The sequence below is a fragment of the Streptomyces sp. NPDC059851 genome (assembly GCF_042732005.1).
Lineage (GTDB): Bacteria > Actinomycetota > Actinomycetes > Streptomycetales > Streptomycetaceae > Streptomyces.
This window is the reverse complement of record NZ_JBHWJJ010000065.1, coordinates 24,501-41,492: the sequence shown is the minus strand read 5'-3', so window position 1 is coordinate 41,492 and position 16,992 is coordinate 24,501. Positions and strand designations below refer to the sequence as shown.

Below are 16,992 nucleotides of genomic sequence, written 5' to 3'. Positions count from 1 at the left end.
GCCGCCCCGGGCCCCACCCCCCCACCCCACACCCCCCGAGACCCCCGAAGCCCCCGCTCAGGCCACCGCCGGCGCGTAGGCGTAGGGATCGCTTCGCAGCCCCCGCGCCACCACGACCACCGTGAAGGCGCCCGCCGCACCCTCCGGAAGCGGTGCCGTCAGTGTCTCCGGACCCGCCTCGTAGCGCGTCGGCAGGACCTCCCCGTCCACCTCCACCCGCGCGTCGGCGCCGAAGCCCCCGCCCCGGACGACCGCGGCCCCGCCCGCGACCGACACCCCGGTGACCACCGGGTTCGGCCTGGTGGCCAGCTTGTTCACCAGGTAGGCGCCGGCCGGCGCCCCCGTGAGCGCCCAGATCTGCCCGGGCAGGTCCGGCAGCCCGCTGCTCACGTCCGAGAGGAAGAACAGCACGACGTACAGCATCGTGACCACGCTGAGCGCGACGTACTGGAGGTCGATGAGGTCGGTGCGGCCGCTGTCGTTGGCGATCAGCTCCCGCAGCGGCCGCCGCCCGGATCCCGTCGGCCGGGCTGCCGGCTTGGCGAGGGTGCCGTTCTCCAGCCGGATCCCGACGACCGCCTTGGCCGCGACCAGAGCCACGTAGGGGCCGCCGAGCAGCGGCAGGTAGACGGTGGTCAGGGAGGACAGCGGGCCGGGCTCGCCGGTGAAGTAGCGGGTGCCGCCGCCTTGGGTGAGCCCGTAGGCGAGGACCGTCAGCAGGAGCCAGACGAGGATGACCGTCCAGGCGAGTGCGAGGGCGGTCGAGGTGGAGAGGCGGCCGTCGCGGCCGGTGATGAGGGCGGGGCGGCGGCGGAGCCGCCAGCCGACCGGTCCGGCGACGGCGGCCAGTAAGGCCAGTGCGAACAGTGCGGAAGCCATCTCGTCCCCCCGAGCGGTGATGCGGATCTCCGGTCCCAGAGGTGTACTCCGCCAACAGGGTGCATGACAAGCGCGGGCGGGTCCTACCCCTCCCGCTGCTCCGGCAGCACCGGGAACCGTCGCGGCGCAGCCAGCAGCAGTACCAGCAGTGCCGCCGCGGCCGCGGCGGCCGCGCCGAGGAAGACGTGGTCGACGGCGGCGGCCACGGCCTCCCGCAGCCGGTCGGCGGCGGCCTGCGGCAGCAGTTCCGGCCGGGCGAGGGCTTCGGACACCTCGTCGAGGCCGCCCGGCATCCCCCGCATGCCCGGGACGGCATCCGCACCGGCGAGCCGGGCGCCGAGCGTGGCGTTGGCGACGGCCCCGAACAGGGCGGCTCCGAGGCTCTGTCCGACCTGGCGGCAGAAGAGGACGGAGGCGGTGGTGGTGCCGCGCTCCGCCCAGTCCACGGTGGACTGGACGCCGATGATCAGCGGCAGCTGGAAGAGGCCGAGGGCGCCGCCGAGCAGCAGCAGGACCAGCGTGGGCTGCCAGGGCCGGCCGGGCTGGGGGAGCAGGGTGAAGGACAGGAGGACGGCGGCGGCGAGCGCGATGCCGAGGGCGGCGGTGTCACGGAAGCCGATGCGCCGGTAGACGTGCTGGCTGAGGGCGGCGGACAGCGGCCAGCTGAGCGTCATGGCGGACAGGACGAGCCCGGCGCTGACGGGGTCGAGGCCGAGGACCGCCTGTGCGTACGTCGGCACGAACACCATGGGGGCGACCATCAGGAGGCCGAGTGCGCCCAGGGCGAGGTTGACGGCGGCGATGGTGCGCCGGCGCCACACCCAGCCGGGCAGGATCGGTGCGGCGGCCCGGCGTTCGATGGCGACGACGGCGGCGGCGAGGGCGGCGCCGGCTGCCAGCAGGCCGAGCGACGGGGCGGAGAGCCAGGGCCAGGCGACGCCGCCCTGGACGAGGACGAAGAGGAGGACCGCCCCGCAGGCGAAGACGGCGAGGGCGCCCGCCCAGTCGACGGGGCCGCGGCGGCCGGGGGACCGTACGGGTTCGACGAGGTGGCGGTGGATCAGCCAGAGGGCGAGGGCGGCCGGCGGGAGGGTGGCGAGGAAGATCCACCGCCAGTCGGCGTGGGCGGCGAGGAGCCCGCCGAGGGCGGGGCCGACGAGGGCGGAGGCGGCCCATACGGAGGACATCCGGGCCTGGATCTTGGGGCGGTCCCGCAGCGGGTAGAGGTCGGCGGCCAGGGTCTGGACGGTGCTCTGGAGGGCCCCGCCGCCCAGGCCTTGGACGATGCGGAACGCGATGAGTGCGGCCATGTTCCAGGCGAGGGTGCACAGCAGGGATCCGGCGAGGAACACGGCGATGCCGAAGAGGAGGACGGGTTTGCGGCCGAGGGTGTCGGAGAGGCGGCCGTAGACGGGGAGGGTGACGGTGACGGCGAGGAGGTAGCCGGCGAAGAGCCAGGAGAAGACGGAGAAGCCGCCGAGGTCGCCGACGATCTGGGGGACGGCGGTGGCGACGACGGAGCTTTCGAGGGCGACGAGGGCCATGCTGAGCATCAGGGCGGCGACGACGGCGGTGCGCGGTCGCCCCCGGTCCGCGGTGCCCGCCTTGCCCGCCGCATCCGTGGCGCCCGTGCTCTTCGCGCCGTCCGTGCCGCCTGCTGCGCCGCCTACCGTGCCCGCGCCGCCCGCGTCCTGCGCGGTGTCCGTGGCGGCCGGGCCGGTGTGGGCGCAGGACCCGTCGGTGGGTATGCCGTCGCCGCTGTCCTCCCGGGCCTTCCCGGGATGCTCTCCGGTGCTCTCCTCCGTACCCACCAAGATCCTTTCACTGTGCACGTACCTGCCGGAAACACCTTCTCACCGGGGTGCGGCCGGGCGGTATCCCTCACCCGGCCTCCATCGAGGGGCGCAGTTCCCCTAGGGGTTGCTCCCCACGGGGAGCCCGGGGGCCGTTCGTTCCGGCGGAGGAGGACCGCTGTTCCGCGGTGTCCTTAACTGATGCATACGAGCGGGGGTGGGGTTAACCCCCCGGTGGATACGGCGAGCGGCACCAGGGCGCCGGACCCCCTCCGCGGCACACACTTCGAACCGGCGGCCCGCGCGCAGCCGCACACCCACACCCACACCCGCACGAACGAGGGGAATCACCGTGACAACGGCCATCACCAAGACCAGGCACGGGGGAAGCGGAGGCCACGCAGCCGTCGCTGCCCGGGCGCGTCGGGTCGTCAAGGCCTACGGTTCCGGCGAGACGCGCGTGGTGGCCCTCGACGCCGTGGACGTGGACATCGCGCGCGGGCAGTTCACTGCGATCATGGGCCCGTCGGGGTCCGGCAAGTCCACGCTGATGCACTGCCTCGCCGGCCTCGACACGGTGACGAGCGGGCAGATCTTCCTGGACGACACCGAGATCACCGGCCTGAAGGACAAGAAGCTCACCCAGCTGCGCCGGGACCGGATCGGGTTCATCTTCCAGGCGTTCAACCTGCTGCCGACGTTGAACGCCCTGGAGAACATCACGCTGCCCATGGACATAGCCGGGCGCAAGCCCGACCAGGAGTGGCTGCACCGCGTGGTGGAAACGGTCGGGTTGGCGGGCCGGCTGAAGCACCGTCCGACCCAGCTGTCCGGCGGCCAGCAGCAGCGCGTGGCGGTCGCCCGTGCCCTCGCGGCCCGCCCCCAGATCATCTTCGGCGACGAGCCGACCGGGAACTTGGACTCCCGGGCGGGCGCCGAGGTCCTCGGCTTCCTGCGCCGTTCGGTGGACGAGCTGGGCCAGACGATCGTCATGGTCACGCACGACCCGGTGGCCGCCTCGTACGCGGACCGGGTCGTCTTCCTCGCCGACGGCCGGATCGTGGACGAGATGCACGCTCCCACCGCTGACCAGGTCCTGGACCGGATGAAGGACTTCGACGCCCGGGGGCGGACGTCGTGACCGTCCTGAAGACCTCGCTGCGCAACTTCCTCGCTCACAAGGGGCGGATGGCGCTGTCGGCGGTCGCCGTGCTGCTCTCCGTCGCCTTCGTCTGCGGCACCCTGGTGTTCACCGACACCATGAACACCACCTTCGACAAGCTGTTCTCCAGCACCGCCGCCGACGTCACCGTCGGCGCCCGCGAACCGGAGAAGGGCGGCGGGTCCGAGGGCGACGAGGGGATCCCGGCCAACGGCCGCCCACAGTCCATTCCCGCGGACACGGTCGAGAAGGTCACCCGCGTCGAGGGCGTCCGGTCCGCGCAGGGTGTCGTCGTGTCCGTGGCCGTGACCGTCGTGGACGCCGACAACAAGAACATCGGCCCCACCTCCGGCGCCCCGACGGTCGCCGCGAGCTGGAACGACAACGAGCTGAAGGCGATGGAGGTGACCTCCGGTCACCCGCCGCGCGGTCCGACCGAGGTGATGGTCGACGCCGACACCGCCGAGAAGCACGGGCTGAAGCTCGGCGACGAGCTGCGCGCCATCACCGTCACCGGCGACTTCCGGGCGCGGATCAGCGGCATCGCCACCTTCAAGGCGACCAACCCCGGCGCGACCGTCGTCTACTACGACACCGCCACCGCCCAGCGTGAACTCCTCGGCCGCACCGACCGGTTCACCAACGTCTACGTGACCGCCGGGGACGGCGTCAGCGACGACCGGCTCAAGGCGAACCTGTCCGCCGCCCTCGGCGCGGACACCTTCAAGCTGCAGACCGCCAAGGAGGCCGCCGACGCCGGCCGCAAGGACGTGGGCGCCTTCCTCGACATCATGAAGTACGTGATGCTGGGCTTCGCGGCCGTCGCGTTCCTCGTCGGCATCTTCCTCATCTTCAACACCTTCTCGATGCTGGTCGCCCAGCGCACCCGCGAGATCGGCCTGATGCGTGCCGTCGGTGCCGGCCGGGAGCAGGTCAACCGGTCGGTCCTGTTCGAGGCCCTGCTGCTGGGCGTCGTCGGTTCCCTCCTCGGCGTCGGGGCGGGCGTGGGCCTGGCCGTCGGGTTGATGGAGATCATGGGCGGCGTGGGCATGAAGCTGTCCACCGACGACCTGACCGTCCTGTGGACGACCCCGGTCATCGGCCTCGTCCTCGGCGTCGTCGTCACCGTCGTCTCCGCCTACGTCCCGGCCCGCCGTGCGGGGAAGGTCTCCCCGATGGCCGCCCTGCGCGAGGCGGGCACCCCCGGCGACGTCAAGGCCGGCGCCGTACGCGCCGTGATCGGACTGGTCCTCACCGGCCTCGGCGTGGGCGGGCTGCTCCTCGCCGCGGGTGCCGACGAGGCCGCCGCCGGCTCGCTGTGGCTGGCCGCCGGCGTCGTCCTCACCCTCATCGGCTTCATCGTGATCGGCCCGCTGCTCGCGGGAGGCGTGGTGCGGGTGCTGTCCGGGGCGGTGCTGAAGCCCTTCGGATCCGTGGGCCGGCTCGCCGAGCGCAACGCGCTGCGCAACCCGCGCCGTACGGGCGCCACCGCCGCCGCGCTGATGATCGGCCTGGCGCTGGTCGCCTGCCTGTCCGTGGTCGGCTCGTCGATGGTGGCCTCCGCCACCGAGGAGCTCGACAAGTCGGTCGGCGCCGACTACATCGTCCAGTCGCAGAACGGCCAGCCCCTGGTCCCGCAGGCGGAGAAGGCGATGCGCGGCAGCGCGGGCCTGGACCACGTCACCGCCTACCGGGGGGTCGGCGCCAAGGTGACCGCCCCGGACGGCTCCACCGTCGAGGAGAGCATCAGCGTCACCGACCCGTCGTACGCGGACGACGTCCGCCGCAAGATGAAGGCGGGGCGGCACGCGGACGCGTACGGGCCGGGCGTGATGTCGGTCGGCTCCCTGTACGCGGAGGAGCACGGGGTCGAGGTGGGTGACGAGCTGACGGTCGCCTTCACCGGGGGCTCCACCGCGAAGCTGAAGGTCGCCGCCGTCACCGACGACGACGGCAACCTCGACAAGGGGGTCATGTACATCGCCACGGCCACCGTCGAGGCGTACGTGCCGGCCGAGCAGATGCCCCGCCCGTTCATGCTGCTGGCCAAGGCCGTCGACGGACAGGAGGCCACGGCCTACACGGCCCTCAAGGACAGCATGGCCGCGTACCCGCAGTACAAGGTCCTCAACCAGACCGACTACAAGCAGGTCCTCAAGGACCAGGTCGGCACCCTGCTGAACATGGTGTACGGGCTGCTGGCCCTCGCGATCATCGTCGCGGTGCTCGGTGTCGTGAACACCCTGGCCCTCTCGGTGGTCGAGCGGACCCGCGAGATCGGCCTGATGCGCGCCATCGGCCTCTCCCGCCGCCAGCTGCGCCGCATGATCCGCTTGGAGTCGGTGGTCATCGCCCTCTTCGGGGCGCTGCTGGGCCTGGGCCTGGGCATGGGCTGGGGGATCGCCGCGCAGAAGCTGCTCGCCCTCCAGGGCCTGCGGGTGCTGGAGGTCCCGTGGCCGACGATCATCGGGGTCTTCGTCGGATCGGCCTTCGTGGGCCTGTTCGCCGCGCTGGTCCCGGCCTTCCGGGCGGGGCGGATGAACGTACTGAACGCGATCGCCAGCGAGTAGGGCCGGGCCCGGGCGCACGGGCGGTCGTCACGGGGGTGCGCAGGCCCCGGCAACCCGAAAGGGTGGCCGGGGCCTGCGCCGTGCCCCGCCCGCCGGGAGGATCCCGGGAGCCCGCGGGCCGGGACTTCGGGAGGCCGGCCCGCGCCGTCCGCCGTCCGCCGTCCGTTGCCGTTGCGGGAGGTCCGGGCGGGGCGGCGGGCGTAGGGTGGGAACCCCCGGCCCGCACGCGTGTCGGGCCCTTCGCGTTGCCCCTCAACCGGACGGAAAGCCTCCTTCATGAGCCTGCACGGACTGCTCGACGCCGTCACCAGGGACCCCGCCATCGCCGAGGCGGTCACCGCGGCCGGGGACGGCAACCGCATGCACGTGGACCTCGTCGGCCCGCCCGCCGCCCGGCCCTTCGCGATCGCCGCGCTGGCCGCGCGTACCGGCCGGACCGTGCTCGCGGTCACCGCCACCGGGCGGGAAGCCGAGGACCTGGCCGCCGCGCTGAGGTCGTTCCTGCCGCCCGAGGAAGTGGCGGAGTTCCCGTCCTGGGAAACGCTGCCCCACGAGCGGCTCTCCCCGCGCAGCGACACCGTGGGCCGGCGCCTGGCCGTGCTGCGCCGGCTGGTGCACCCGAGCAAGGACGACCCGGCGGCCGGGCCGGTGTCTGTCGTGGTCGCGCCGATCCGCTCCGTGCTCCAGCCGCAGGTCAAGGGACTCGCCGACCTGGTGCCCGTCAGTCTGCGGCAGGGCGGGAGCGCCGACCTCGGCGAGGTCACCGAAGCCCTCGCGGCAGCCGCGTACGCCCGTGTCGAGCTGGTGGAGAAGCGCGGCGAGTTCGCCGTCCGCGGCGGCATCCTCGACGTGTTCCCGCCCACCGAGGAGCACCCGCTCCGCATCGAGTTCTGGGGCGACGAGGTCGAGGAGATCCGCTACTTCAAGGTCGCCGACCAGCGGTCCCTGGAGGTCGCCGAGCACGGCCTGTGGGCCCCGCCCTGCCGCGAGCTGCTGCTGACCGAGGAGGTGCGCGAGCGCGCCGCCGCCCTCGCCGAGGACCACCCCGAGCTGGGCGAACTCCTGAACAAGATCGCCGAGGGGATCGCCGTGGAGGGCATGGAGTCCCTCGCCCCCGTCCTCGTCGACGAGATGGAGCTGCTCGTCGACGTCCTGCCCGCCGGGTCCATGGCCGTGGTGTGCGACCCGGAGCGGGTGCGGACCCGGGCCGCCGACCTGGTCGCCACCAGCCAGGAGTTCCTCATGGCGTCCTGGGCGGCCACCGCCGGCGGCGGCGACGCCCCCATCGACGTCGGCGCGGCCTCGCTGCGCGGGATCGCGGACGTCCGCGACCGGGCCCGCGAGCTCGGCATGATGTGGTGGTCGGTCTCCCCGTTCGCCGCCGACGCCGACGAAGTCGCCGCCGACACGCTGAAGCTGGGCATGCACGCTCCCGAGACCTACCGCGGGGACACCGCCCGGGCCCTCGCCGACACCAAGGCCTGGCTCGCCGACGGCTGGCGCACCGTGTACCTCACCGAGGGCCACGGCCCGGCCGCCCGCACCGTCGAGGTCCTCGGCGGGGAGGGCCTCCCGGCCCGACTGGAGGCCGACCTCGCCGCCCTGGAACCGCACCTCGTCCACGTGGCCTGCGGCTCGCTGGCCACCGGCTTCGTCGACCCGGCGCTGCGCCTGGCCGTCCTCACCGAGACCGACCTGACCGGCCAGCGGACCGCCACCAAGGACCTGGGCCGGATGCCGACCCGGCGCCGCAAGTCCATCGACCCCCTGACCCTGGAGGTCGGCGACTACATCGTCCACGAGCAGCACGGCGTGGGCCGCTACCTGGAGATGGTGCAGCGCACCGTGCAGGGCGCCACCCGCGAGTACCTCCTCGTCGAGTACGCCCCCGCCAAGCGCGGCCAGCCCGGCGACCGCCTGTACATCCCCACCGACCAGCTGGAGCAGGTCACCAAGTACGTCGGCGGCGAGGCCCCCACCCTGCACCGGCTCGGCGGCGCCGACTGGACCAAGACCAAGGCGCGCGCCAAGAAGGCGGTCAAGGAGATCGCCGCCGACCTGATCAAGCTGTACAGCGCGCGGATGGCGGCCCCCGGCCACACCTTCGGCGCGGACACCCCCTGGCAGCGGGAGCTGGAGGACGCCTTCCCGTACGCGGAGACCCCGGACCAGTTGACCACCATCGCCGAGGTGAAGGAGGACATGGAGAAGTCCGTCCCCATGGACCGACTGATCTGCGGCGACGTCGGCTACGGGAAGACCGAGATCGCGGTGCGGGCGGCGTTCAAGGCCGTCCAGGACGGCAAGCAGGTCGCCGTCCTCGTCCCGACGACGCTGCTGGTGCAGCAGCACTACGGGACCTTCTCCGAGCGCTACAGCCAGTTCCCGGTCAACGTGAAGGCGCTGTCCCGGTTCCAGAGCGACACCGAGGCCAAGGCCACCCTGGAAGGCCTGAAGGAGGGCGCGGTGGACGTGGTCATCGGCACCCACCGCCTCTTCTCGCAGGAGACGAAGTTCAAGGACCTGGGCCTGGTCATCGTCGACGAGGAGCAGCGCTTCGGCGTCGAGCACAAGGAGCAGCTGAAGAAGCTGCGGGCCAACGTGGACGTGCTGACGATGTCCGCGACGCCGATCCCGCGCACCCTGGAGATGGCGGTGACCGGCATCCGCGAGATGTCGACGATCACCACCCCGCCGGAGGAGCGGCACCCGGTGCTCACCTTCGTCGGCCCGTACGAGGAGAAGCAGATCGGCGCGGCGATCCGGCGCGAGCTGCTGCGCGAGGGCCAGGTCTTCTACATCCACAACCGGGTGGAGTCGATCGACCGGGCCGCGGCCCGGCTGCGCGAGATCGTGCCCGAGGCGCGGATCGCGACCGCCCACGGCCAGATGTCCGAACAGGCCCTGGAGCAGGTCGTGGTGGACTTCTGGGAGAAGAAGTTCGACGTGCTCGTCTCGACGACGATCGTCGAGTCCGGCATCGACATCTCCAACGCCAACACCCTGATCGTCGAGCGGGGCGACACCTTCGGCCTCTCCCAACTGCACCAGCTCCGCGGCCGCGTCGGCCGTGGCCGCGAGCGCGGGTACGCGTACTTCCTGTACCCGCCGGAGCGGCCGCTGACCGAGACGGCGCACGAGCGGCTCGCGACGATCGCCCAGCACACCGAGATGGGCGCGGGCATGTACGTGGCGATGAAGGACCTGGAGATCCGCGGCGCCGGAAACCTGCTCGGCGGCGAGCAGTCCGGCCACATCGCGGGCGTCGGGTTCGACCTGTACATCCGGATGGTCGGTGAGGCCGTGGCCGACTACCGGGCCGCCGTCGAGGGGCAGGCGGAGGAGGAGCCGCCGCTGGAGGTCAAGATCGAGCTGCCGGTCGACGCACACGTCCCGCACGACTACGCACCCGGCGAGCGGCTGCGCCTGCAGGCCTACCGGTCGATCGCGTCGGCCAACTCGGAGGAGGACATCAAGGCCGTCCGCGAGGAACTCACCGACCGCTACGGCAAGCTGCCCGAGCCGGTGGAGAACCTGCTGCTGGTCGCCGGGCTGCGGATGCTGGCGCGGGCCTGCGGGGTCGGGGACATCACCCTCCAGGGCGGCAACATCCGCTTCTCGCCGGTGGAGCTGCGCGAATCGCAGGAGCTCCGCCTCAAGCGCCTCTACCCGGGCACGGTCGTCAAGGCGGCCGCCTCGCAGGTGCTGGTGCCGCGGCCGAAGACCGCGCGGGTGGGCGGCAAGCCGCTGGTCGGCCGGGAGCTGCTGGCCTGGACGGGCGAGTTCCTCACCACGGTCCTCGGCTCGTGAGCTCGTGAGCTCGTGAGCAGGTGAGGGCCCGGCCGGGGACGGTTGCTTCCGGTTGGGCCACCGCCTGCTTCGCGGCGTCGGCGGACCCGGTCCTCGAAGCCCGCGCCGGGAGCGCGGGGGTTCCGGGCGCCGCCGCGGGGGTGCGTGCGGCAAGCCTGCAACGGTTGCGCGTATCCCCTCGATGGCGACTGGAAACGCTGTATACCCTCGAACCCTGAACTTCGTCGACACGGTCCGTCAGGAGCAGCGATGCACGGCCCCGGCCTCCAGCCGCAGCAAGGCCCCCAGCCCAGTTCCGGGGGTGTGGTGGCACTGCGCGTGCTGTTCGCCCTGATCCCTGTCCTGAGCTGCGGCTTCTTCGGGTGGGCCACGATGGTGCGGCTGGCGATCCTCACCCGCCGGACCGTGGACTGGGTCCTGCTGGTCGTCAACTTCGCGCTCACCGTGGCCTGGGTGATGCTCATCGACGCCGATCCCACGCCCAACACCGACGGCTGGCAGGGCAACACCGGCGCCTTCGGCACCATCCTGACCGGTATCGCCACCTGCATCTACTTCCTCGTGGCCGACATCCGCCATTACGACCGCCTGGCCGCGGCCCGTGCCGCCGCCTGGTACCCGGCGCAGCCCGCCCCGTACGTGCCGCCGCAGCAGACCCAGCCGTCGCAGGCCGGGTACGGCTACCCCCAGGCGCAGACCCAGCCGATGCAGCCCCGCCTCCAGGCCCAGCCGATGCCGCAGCCGCAACCGCAGGCGCCGGCTCCGGGCCCCGTGACGCCGCCGCGCATCGGCCAGGTCCGGGCCGAACTCGACGAGCTGAGCGAGCTGCTGCGCAAGCAGACCCCGCCGCCCACCCCGCCCCGTACCGAGGGTGAGGGCCCGGCCCGGTGACGGACGACAACCGGATCATCGGCGAGCGCTACCGGCTGGCTTCCCTCCTGGGCCAGGGCGGCATGGGCCAGGTGTGGACGGCGTACGACCAGCGCCTGGACCGGCGCGTCGCCGTCAAGCTGTTGCGCCCGGACAAGGTGGCCGGGCCCGGCTCGGTCGCCGACGAGCTGCGCCGCCGCTTCGTGCGCGAGTGCCGGGTCACCGCGCAGGTGGACCACCCGGGCCTGGTCACGGTCCACGACGCGGGCAGCGACGGCGACGAGCTGTTCCTCGTGATGGGGTACGTCGAGGGTGACAACCTGGCCGACCACCTCGCCGCCCGCGACCCCTACCCGTGGCAGTGGGCCGTGGCCGTCGTCGCGCAGCTGTGCGGGGTGCTGTCCGCCGTGCACGCGGTGCCGATCGTGCACCGCGACCTCAAGCCGCGCAACGTGATGGTCCGTCCCGACGGCACCGTCCTGGTCCTCGACCTCGGTGTCGCCTCGGTGATGGACACCGACACCACCCGCCTCACCAGCACCGGCACCCCGATCGGTAGCCCCGCGTACATGGCGCCCGAGCAGGCGATGGGCGGCGCGGTGGGCCCGTACACCGACCTGTACGCCCTGGGCGTCCTGCTGTACGAACTCCTCAGCGGGAACGTTCCGTTCGCCGGGTCCACCGCTCTCGGCGTGCTGCACCGGCACCTGTACGAGCCGCCGGCCCCGGTGCGCCGCACCCGCCCGGAGGTCCCGCACCAGCTGGAGGCGGTCCTGCTGCACCTGCTGGCCAAGGACCCGCAGGACCGGCCCGCGTCCGCGCAGCAGGTGTACGAGGCCCTCGCGCCGCTGCTGCCGCAGCAGGGCACCCCGGCCGCGACCCTGGACCCCACCCGCCCCTTCCTGCGCCCGCACGCCCCCTGGCCGGACCGGGCCGCGGCGATCCCGCCGCAGCCGACCGCGCCGCCGGCCCGGCCGGACATCCCGGCGGCCGTCGACGAGGCCCGCAGCCTCCTCGACCAGGGCCGCCTGACCCAGGCCGTGGACATCCTCGGTGGGATCCTGCCGGCGGCGGCCGCCGAGCACGGCGAGCACTCGCCGGTGGTCCGGAGCCTGCGCAAGCAGTACGCGGCCACACTCATGGACGACGGCCAGTACCGGCGGGCCCTGCCCGAACTGCGCCGCCTCGCCGAGGATTTCCCGGCCGGCGACGCCCAGGCCCTGCGGTTCCGCTACGACGCCGCCCAGTGCCTGGAGCAGCTCGGGGAGCCGGCCGCGGCGCTGGCGGAGTACCGATCGTTGCTGCCGCTGTTCGAGAACCACTACGCGAACCCGGACCCGGGTCTGCCGCTGGAGGTCCGCCGCCGGATAGCGCACCTGCTGCTGTCGATGGGCGACCGGCCGGCCGCCCACGACACCCTGGCCCGGTTGCTGTTCGACGCGGAGCGGGTGCACGGTCCCGGGCACCCGTTCTCCGCCGAGGTCCGCCGCACCCTTCAGTGGCTGGGCCGGGTCCGCTGACGCCACCGCCGCACCGCCAGGCCGGCCACCACCAGCAGGGCGGCCGCGGCGGCCGCCGCTCCCGGTAGCAGGCCCGGCGGCCGGAACCTGCAGTCCACGGCGGCGGTTCCGGCGGCCACGGGCACGGCGACGAGGCCCAGGTGGGCTTCTGCCGGGCGGCCGTTGCAGGTCCAACCGGCGATCGCGGGTGCGGCCAGCACCGCCGTGCCCCTGGAACCGGCGGGCAGGCTGGCGCGGACGCCCGCCGGCCCGACCCGCACCGATTCGGCGGCCCGCGCCCGCAGCCCGGCCACGGCCGCGTCCAGCCGTCCGCGGTCCAGGCAGGACAGCGTCCAGCGGGGTGGCGCCGGGGCGTCGAAGACCAGCGCGGAGGAGCCGCCGTGCGAGGGGCCGAGGGGCTGGAGGGCCGCCCGGTTGCGCGGCGGGTTGCCGTTCAGACGGAAGGCGGGCCCGTCGGCGAGGCGGGCCGTCGCGTTGTACTCGGGGGCCCACAGGAAGGCCTCGGTGCCCGCGCGGCACACGCCCGGTGCGACCGGGTCCTCGTACACCCGGGCGCCCAGGAGGAGTTCCTGGTTGGTGAAGGGCGACTCCCCGTAGGCGGGGGCGGGGCCGGGCGGGCGGAGCGTGACCAGCGGGAGCGCCGCGGTGCGGGCGACCGTGCCGTCCGGCCGGAGCCGGGCGCCGACCGCGAACAGGGCGTCGGTCACCGGGTTGTCGATGCTCTGTACGTTGCGGCCCCGTGAGGTCCAGCCGGCGCCGAGGGCCGCCATGGTGCGGGTGAACACGTCCGGGGTGTGGCTGCTGTAGTAGGCGCCGCCCTCCCCGCCCAGCAGCAGCGGGTCGTTGCCCGACAGGGCCGGCCGGCTCGGGTCGGTGCGGTACGCGGGCCAGCCGCCGGCCGCCGCCAGGGCGGCGGCCCGCGCGGTGTGGACGCGGCCCCAGGAGGGGTAGTCGTCGAGGCCGCCGAGTTTGCCCCGGTGGCCGAACGCCGTGGTCGCCGCGGCCTGCCCGGCCAGGACGGCGGCCAGCACGGCCACCGCCGGCCAGGCGAGCCGACGCCGCGCGGATGGCAACGGCCGGCCGGGCGGGGACGCCGGGCCGGGCGGGTTCGGGCCGGCGAGTGCGGGCCGCAGGAGCCACCAGGCCGCCGCGGCCAGGGCCAGCCCGCAGCAGAACAGTGCGAGCCCCCAGCCCGTGGCCAGCGGGCTGCCGGTGGCTGCGAGGGCCGCCGCGCCCAGCACCCCCGCACCCGCCGTGAGCGCCCGCAGCCCCGGCAGCCCGCCCGCGAGGGCCGCCCAGGCTGCGATCACGGCGATCCCCGCGAGCACGAAGGTCTGCCGGTACGGGCTGCCGTTCGGGGTGGCGAAAACGTGCCAGGCCAGGTGCGTCGGCATCCACTGGAACGAGAGCAGCACCGCAGCGGCCAGCCCCGTCCACCACAGCCGGGAGCGCAGCGGCACTTCCCGGTGGAACGGCAGGGCGGCCACCAGCAGCAGCGTGCCCGTCCCGATGAACAGCGCGGGGGAGGAGAACGAATAGGTGCCGGGCAGCAGGCGGGCGAAGACGTCCGCCCACGGCACCGGCCGGAACTGCCGGCTCCAGCCGGGGTAGGCCTGGCGCGAGCTCAGGAAGAGCGGCACCAGCACCGGGGCGGACACGGCGACGCCCAGCACGGTGGCCGCCGCCGCCCGGCCCACCACGGACAGCCGCTCCCGCACCCCCGGACGCGTGAGCACCACCCGCACCAGGAGCACCAGTGCGGCCCCCAGGGTGGCCATGTAGGCGGTGTAGAAGTTCGCCGTCCAGCACACCGCGGCCACGAGCACCGCGGCGGTGAACCGGCGCCCTCGCAGCGCCCATTCGCCGGTCAGGCACAGCAGCGGGAACGCGATCAGCCCGTCCAGCCACATCGGGTTGTACGCGGCTTCGACCACCGACCAGCCGCACAGTGCGTACGAGGCCCCCAGCAGGCCCGCCGCCCACCACGGGCCGCGGGCCTGCGTGCGCAGCAGCCAGGCCATCGCGGCCGCGGCGGCCGCCGTCTTCGAGACGGTGACGGCGTACACCGCGAGGTCGATGTCCTGCCGCGGGAACAGGGCGACGAGCGGGGCGAACGGGCTGGCCAGGTAGGTGCCGAAGTCGGGCAGGAAGCTCGTGCCGTAGCCGGACTGCCAGTTGAGCAGCAGCCCGCCGCGGGCCCGCCCGTGCAGCAGGTCCCACAGGTGGGCGTGGAAGGGGACGAACTGGTTGCCGAGGTCGTTGACGCTGCGGTGGCGGTGCCCGTACGGGAAGACGCGGGCGGCCGCGTCCCCGGCGCAGACGGCCACCGTCGTCAGCAGGGCGGCGAGCGCCGAGCCCGCCAGGCTCGGTCGGCGCGGGGAGCGGCGCGCGGATCCCGGCCGGGACCGGACCGGCGGCCGGAGCTGTGGGCGGAGCGGCGGGCGGAGCGGTGTCGACATGGTGGGCCGACCCTGCCATCCGCGGGGGACCCCGGGGTGGCCGCAGGATGGCCCGGACACCAACCCTGGACACCAACCCCGGACACCACGCGCGTACCGCGACACCCCGGGAATCGTTGGTCGAACCAGTGGCTCGGGCCACCCGGACTGCATACCATCGATCACCGCACGGCCTTTGTGCACCGACGCACAATCTCCCGGCCCTGGAGGCTCCTTTGCACCGTCGCACTGCGCTCTCCGTATCCGCCGCCCTGCTCGCGGCGACCCCCCTGCTGTCCGCCTGCTCGGGCGAGGCACGCCCCGGAACAGCGGCCGTCGTCGGCGGCGAACGGATCACCACCTCAGCGCTCCAGGCCCAGGTGAACGACGTCCGCGCCGCGCAGAACCGGGCCGGCGAGGCCGCGGCCGGGCTCATCCAGTCCACGCCGGGCCTGGAGCGGGTCAAGCTCAACAGGATGCTCCAGACGGCCGTCCTGGAGCGCGCCGCGAAGGACGCGGGCATCAGCGTCAGCCAGCGGGAGCTGGAGGAGTTCCGGGACGGCCAGCTCCAGAAGGCGGGCAGCGCCGAGAGGCTGGAGGCCTCCGCCCTGGAGCAGGCCCAACTGGCCCCCGGCCAGCTGGACGCGGACCTCCGCTTCAGGCTGCTGCGGGACCGGCTCTTCGCCCACTACGGCAGCGAGGAGAAGGCCCTGGAGCAACTCGGCGCGGCCGCGAAGGCCCTGCACATCCAGGTGAACCCGCGCTACGGGGCCTGGGACGCGCAGCAGATCGTCATCGGCGACCAGGTCACCCCCTGGATCACCCAGCGGACCCGGCCCGGGCAGCCCCCCGCCGGAGCTTGAGCCCCGGGGGCCGGGGCCCCCGGCGGGGGGCCGCGGGAGCGAGGTAGGTTCGAAGGGTGAACCCCCACGCCGCCGAACCCGCCCCCGATCCGGCCGACGCGCCGGCCGACGAGACCGCCGCCGGCCGGATCGTCCTGCTCACCGCCAGCCACCGGGTCGCCCCCGGCCTGCTGTCCTGGCCGGCCTGGCAGACCCTGCACGCCGCGGACCAGGTGCTGTGCACCGACCCGGAGCACCCGCAGCTGCCGTACCTGCGGGAGGCGGGCGTCGACGTCGCCATCGACAGCCCGGACGCGCAGAACCTGGTCGAGGCCTGCGCCGGCGGGCGCACGGTCGTGCTGATCCCGGCAGGCGAGGGCGACCGCCGGCTCACCGACGGCCTGGCCCGGCTGGCCGGCTCCGGCCGGGTCGCGATGCCCGACCTGGAGTTGCTGCCCGGCTCGTACGACCTGCCCGGCGCGCGGCTGCTCGACCTGGTCCAGGTGATGGACCGGGTCCGCAGGGAGTGCCCGTGGACCTCGCGCCAGACCCACGAGGGCCTGGTGAAGTACGCGATGGAGGAGGCGTACGAGCTGGTCGAGGCCATCGAGGACGGGGACCGGCAGGAGCTGCGCGAGGAGCTCGGCGACGTCCTGCTCCAGGTGGTCTTCCACGCGCGGATCGCCGAGGAGCACCCGGACGAGCCGTTCTCCGTGGACGACGTGGCCGGCAGCCTCGTCGAGAAGCTGATCCACCGGCACCCGCACGTCTTCGGCGACGCCGAAGCGCGGACCGCGGAGGACAGCGGTGCGCACTGGCAGCGCACCAAGGCGGCGGAGAAGCAGCGGGAGTCGGTCACCGACGGGGTCCCGCTGGGTCAGCCGGGCCTGGCCCTCGCGGCCAAGCTGGCGGGCCGGGTCCGGGCGGGCGGCGTGGCGGTGGAGCTGCCGGACGGCGAGGGGATCGGGTACGAGCTGCTGCGGATGGCGGCGCGGGCCGAGGCGGCGGGCATCGACCCCGAGACGGCGCTCCGCGCGGCGGCCCGCACCTACCGGGACGCGATCCGCGCCGCGGAGGGCGTCGGCGCGTAGCCACCGGCGGCCGCCGC

The 16,992-nt window shown here is 74.0% G+C and carries 10 protein-coding genes; 7 read left to right on the top strand and 3 right to left on the bottom strand.

What is annotated here, in order from left to right; translation table 11 throughout:
* Window positions 1-57: 57 nt before the first annotated feature.
* A complete protein-coding gene (locus tag ACFV7Q_RS22025; RefSeq protein ID WP_385430761.1) occupies window positions 58-879 on the bottom strand; it encodes a hypothetical protein in 822 nt (273 codons plus the stop codon).
* 83 nt (window positions 880-962) lie between these two features.
* Window positions 963-2,690 (bottom strand): MFS transporter, encoded by a 1,728-nt coding sequence (locus ACFV7Q_RS22020; protein ID WP_385430759.1) that lies wholly within the window; start codon window positions 2,688-2,690, stop codon window positions 963-965.
* 334 nt (window positions 2,691-3,024) lie between these two features.
* On the opposite strand from ACFV7Q_RS22020, the gene ACFV7Q_RS22015 reads away from it, so the two are divergent.
* From ACFV7Q_RS22015 to ACFV7Q_RS21995, 5 genes are all read left to right on the top strand, one after another.
* A complete protein-coding gene (locus ACFV7Q_RS22015) occupies window positions 3,025-3,813 on the top strand; it encodes an ABC transporter ATP-binding protein (protein ID WP_385430757.1) in 789 nt (262 codons plus the stop codon).
* On the top strand, window positions 3,810-6,404 hold the full coding sequence (locus ACFV7Q_RS22010) for an ABC transporter permease (protein WP_385430756.1): 2,595 nt from the start codon (window positions 3,810-3,812) through the stop codon (window positions 6,402-6,404). The genes ACFV7Q_RS22015 and ACFV7Q_RS22010 overlap by 4 nt, the downstream gene beginning before the upstream one ends.
* Window positions 6,405-6,680: 276 nt before the next feature.
* Window positions 6,681-10,214, top strand: a complete 3,534-nt coding sequence (gene mfd, locus ACFV7Q_RS22005) for a transcription-repair coupling factor (RefSeq protein ID WP_385430754.1) — start codon at window positions 6,681-6,683, stop codon at window positions 10,212-10,214.
* A 249-nt stretch (window positions 10,215-10,463) separates the two neighbouring features.
* Window positions 10,464-11,105 carry a hypothetical protein gene (locus ACFV7Q_RS22000; RefSeq protein ID WP_385430752.1) on the top strand — a complete coding sequence of 214 codons (642 nt, stop codon included), beginning with the start codon at window positions 10,464-10,466 and terminating at the stop codon, window positions 11,103-11,105.
* Window positions 11,102-12,604 carry a protein kinase gene (locus ACFV7Q_RS21995; RefSeq protein ID WP_385430751.1) on the top strand — a complete coding sequence of 501 codons (1,503 nt, stop codon included), beginning with the start codon at window positions 11,102-11,104 and terminating at the stop codon, window positions 12,602-12,604. Before ACFV7Q_RS22000 ends, ACFV7Q_RS21995 begins: the two co-directional genes overlap by 4 nt.
* Here ACFV7Q_RS21995 and ACFV7Q_RS21990 read toward each other — a convergent pair.
* On the bottom strand, window positions 12,580-15,063 hold the full coding sequence (locus ACFV7Q_RS21990) for a YfhO family protein (protein WP_385430749.1): 2,484 nt from the start codon (window positions 15,061-15,063) through the stop codon (window positions 12,580-12,582). The genes ACFV7Q_RS21995 and ACFV7Q_RS21990 overlap by 25 nt on opposite strands.
* A gap of 215 nt (window positions 15,064-15,278) precedes the next feature.
* Between ACFV7Q_RS21990 and ACFV7Q_RS21985 the strand changes: the two genes are divergently transcribed.
* Window positions 15,279-15,905: a SurA N-terminal domain-containing protein gene (locus ACFV7Q_RS21985; RefSeq protein ID WP_385430748.1), complete on the top strand. Its 627-nt coding sequence runs from the start codon at window positions 15,279-15,281 to the stop codon at window positions 15,903-15,905.
* A gap of 56 nt (window positions 15,906-15,961) precedes the next feature.
* On the top strand, window positions 15,962-16,975 hold the full coding sequence (locus tag ACFV7Q_RS21980; RefSeq protein WP_385430746.1) for a nucleoside triphosphate pyrophosphohydrolase: 1,014 nt from the start codon (window positions 15,962-15,964) through the stop codon (window positions 16,973-16,975).
* The last annotated feature ends 17 nt before the right edge of the window (window positions 16,976-16,992 follow it).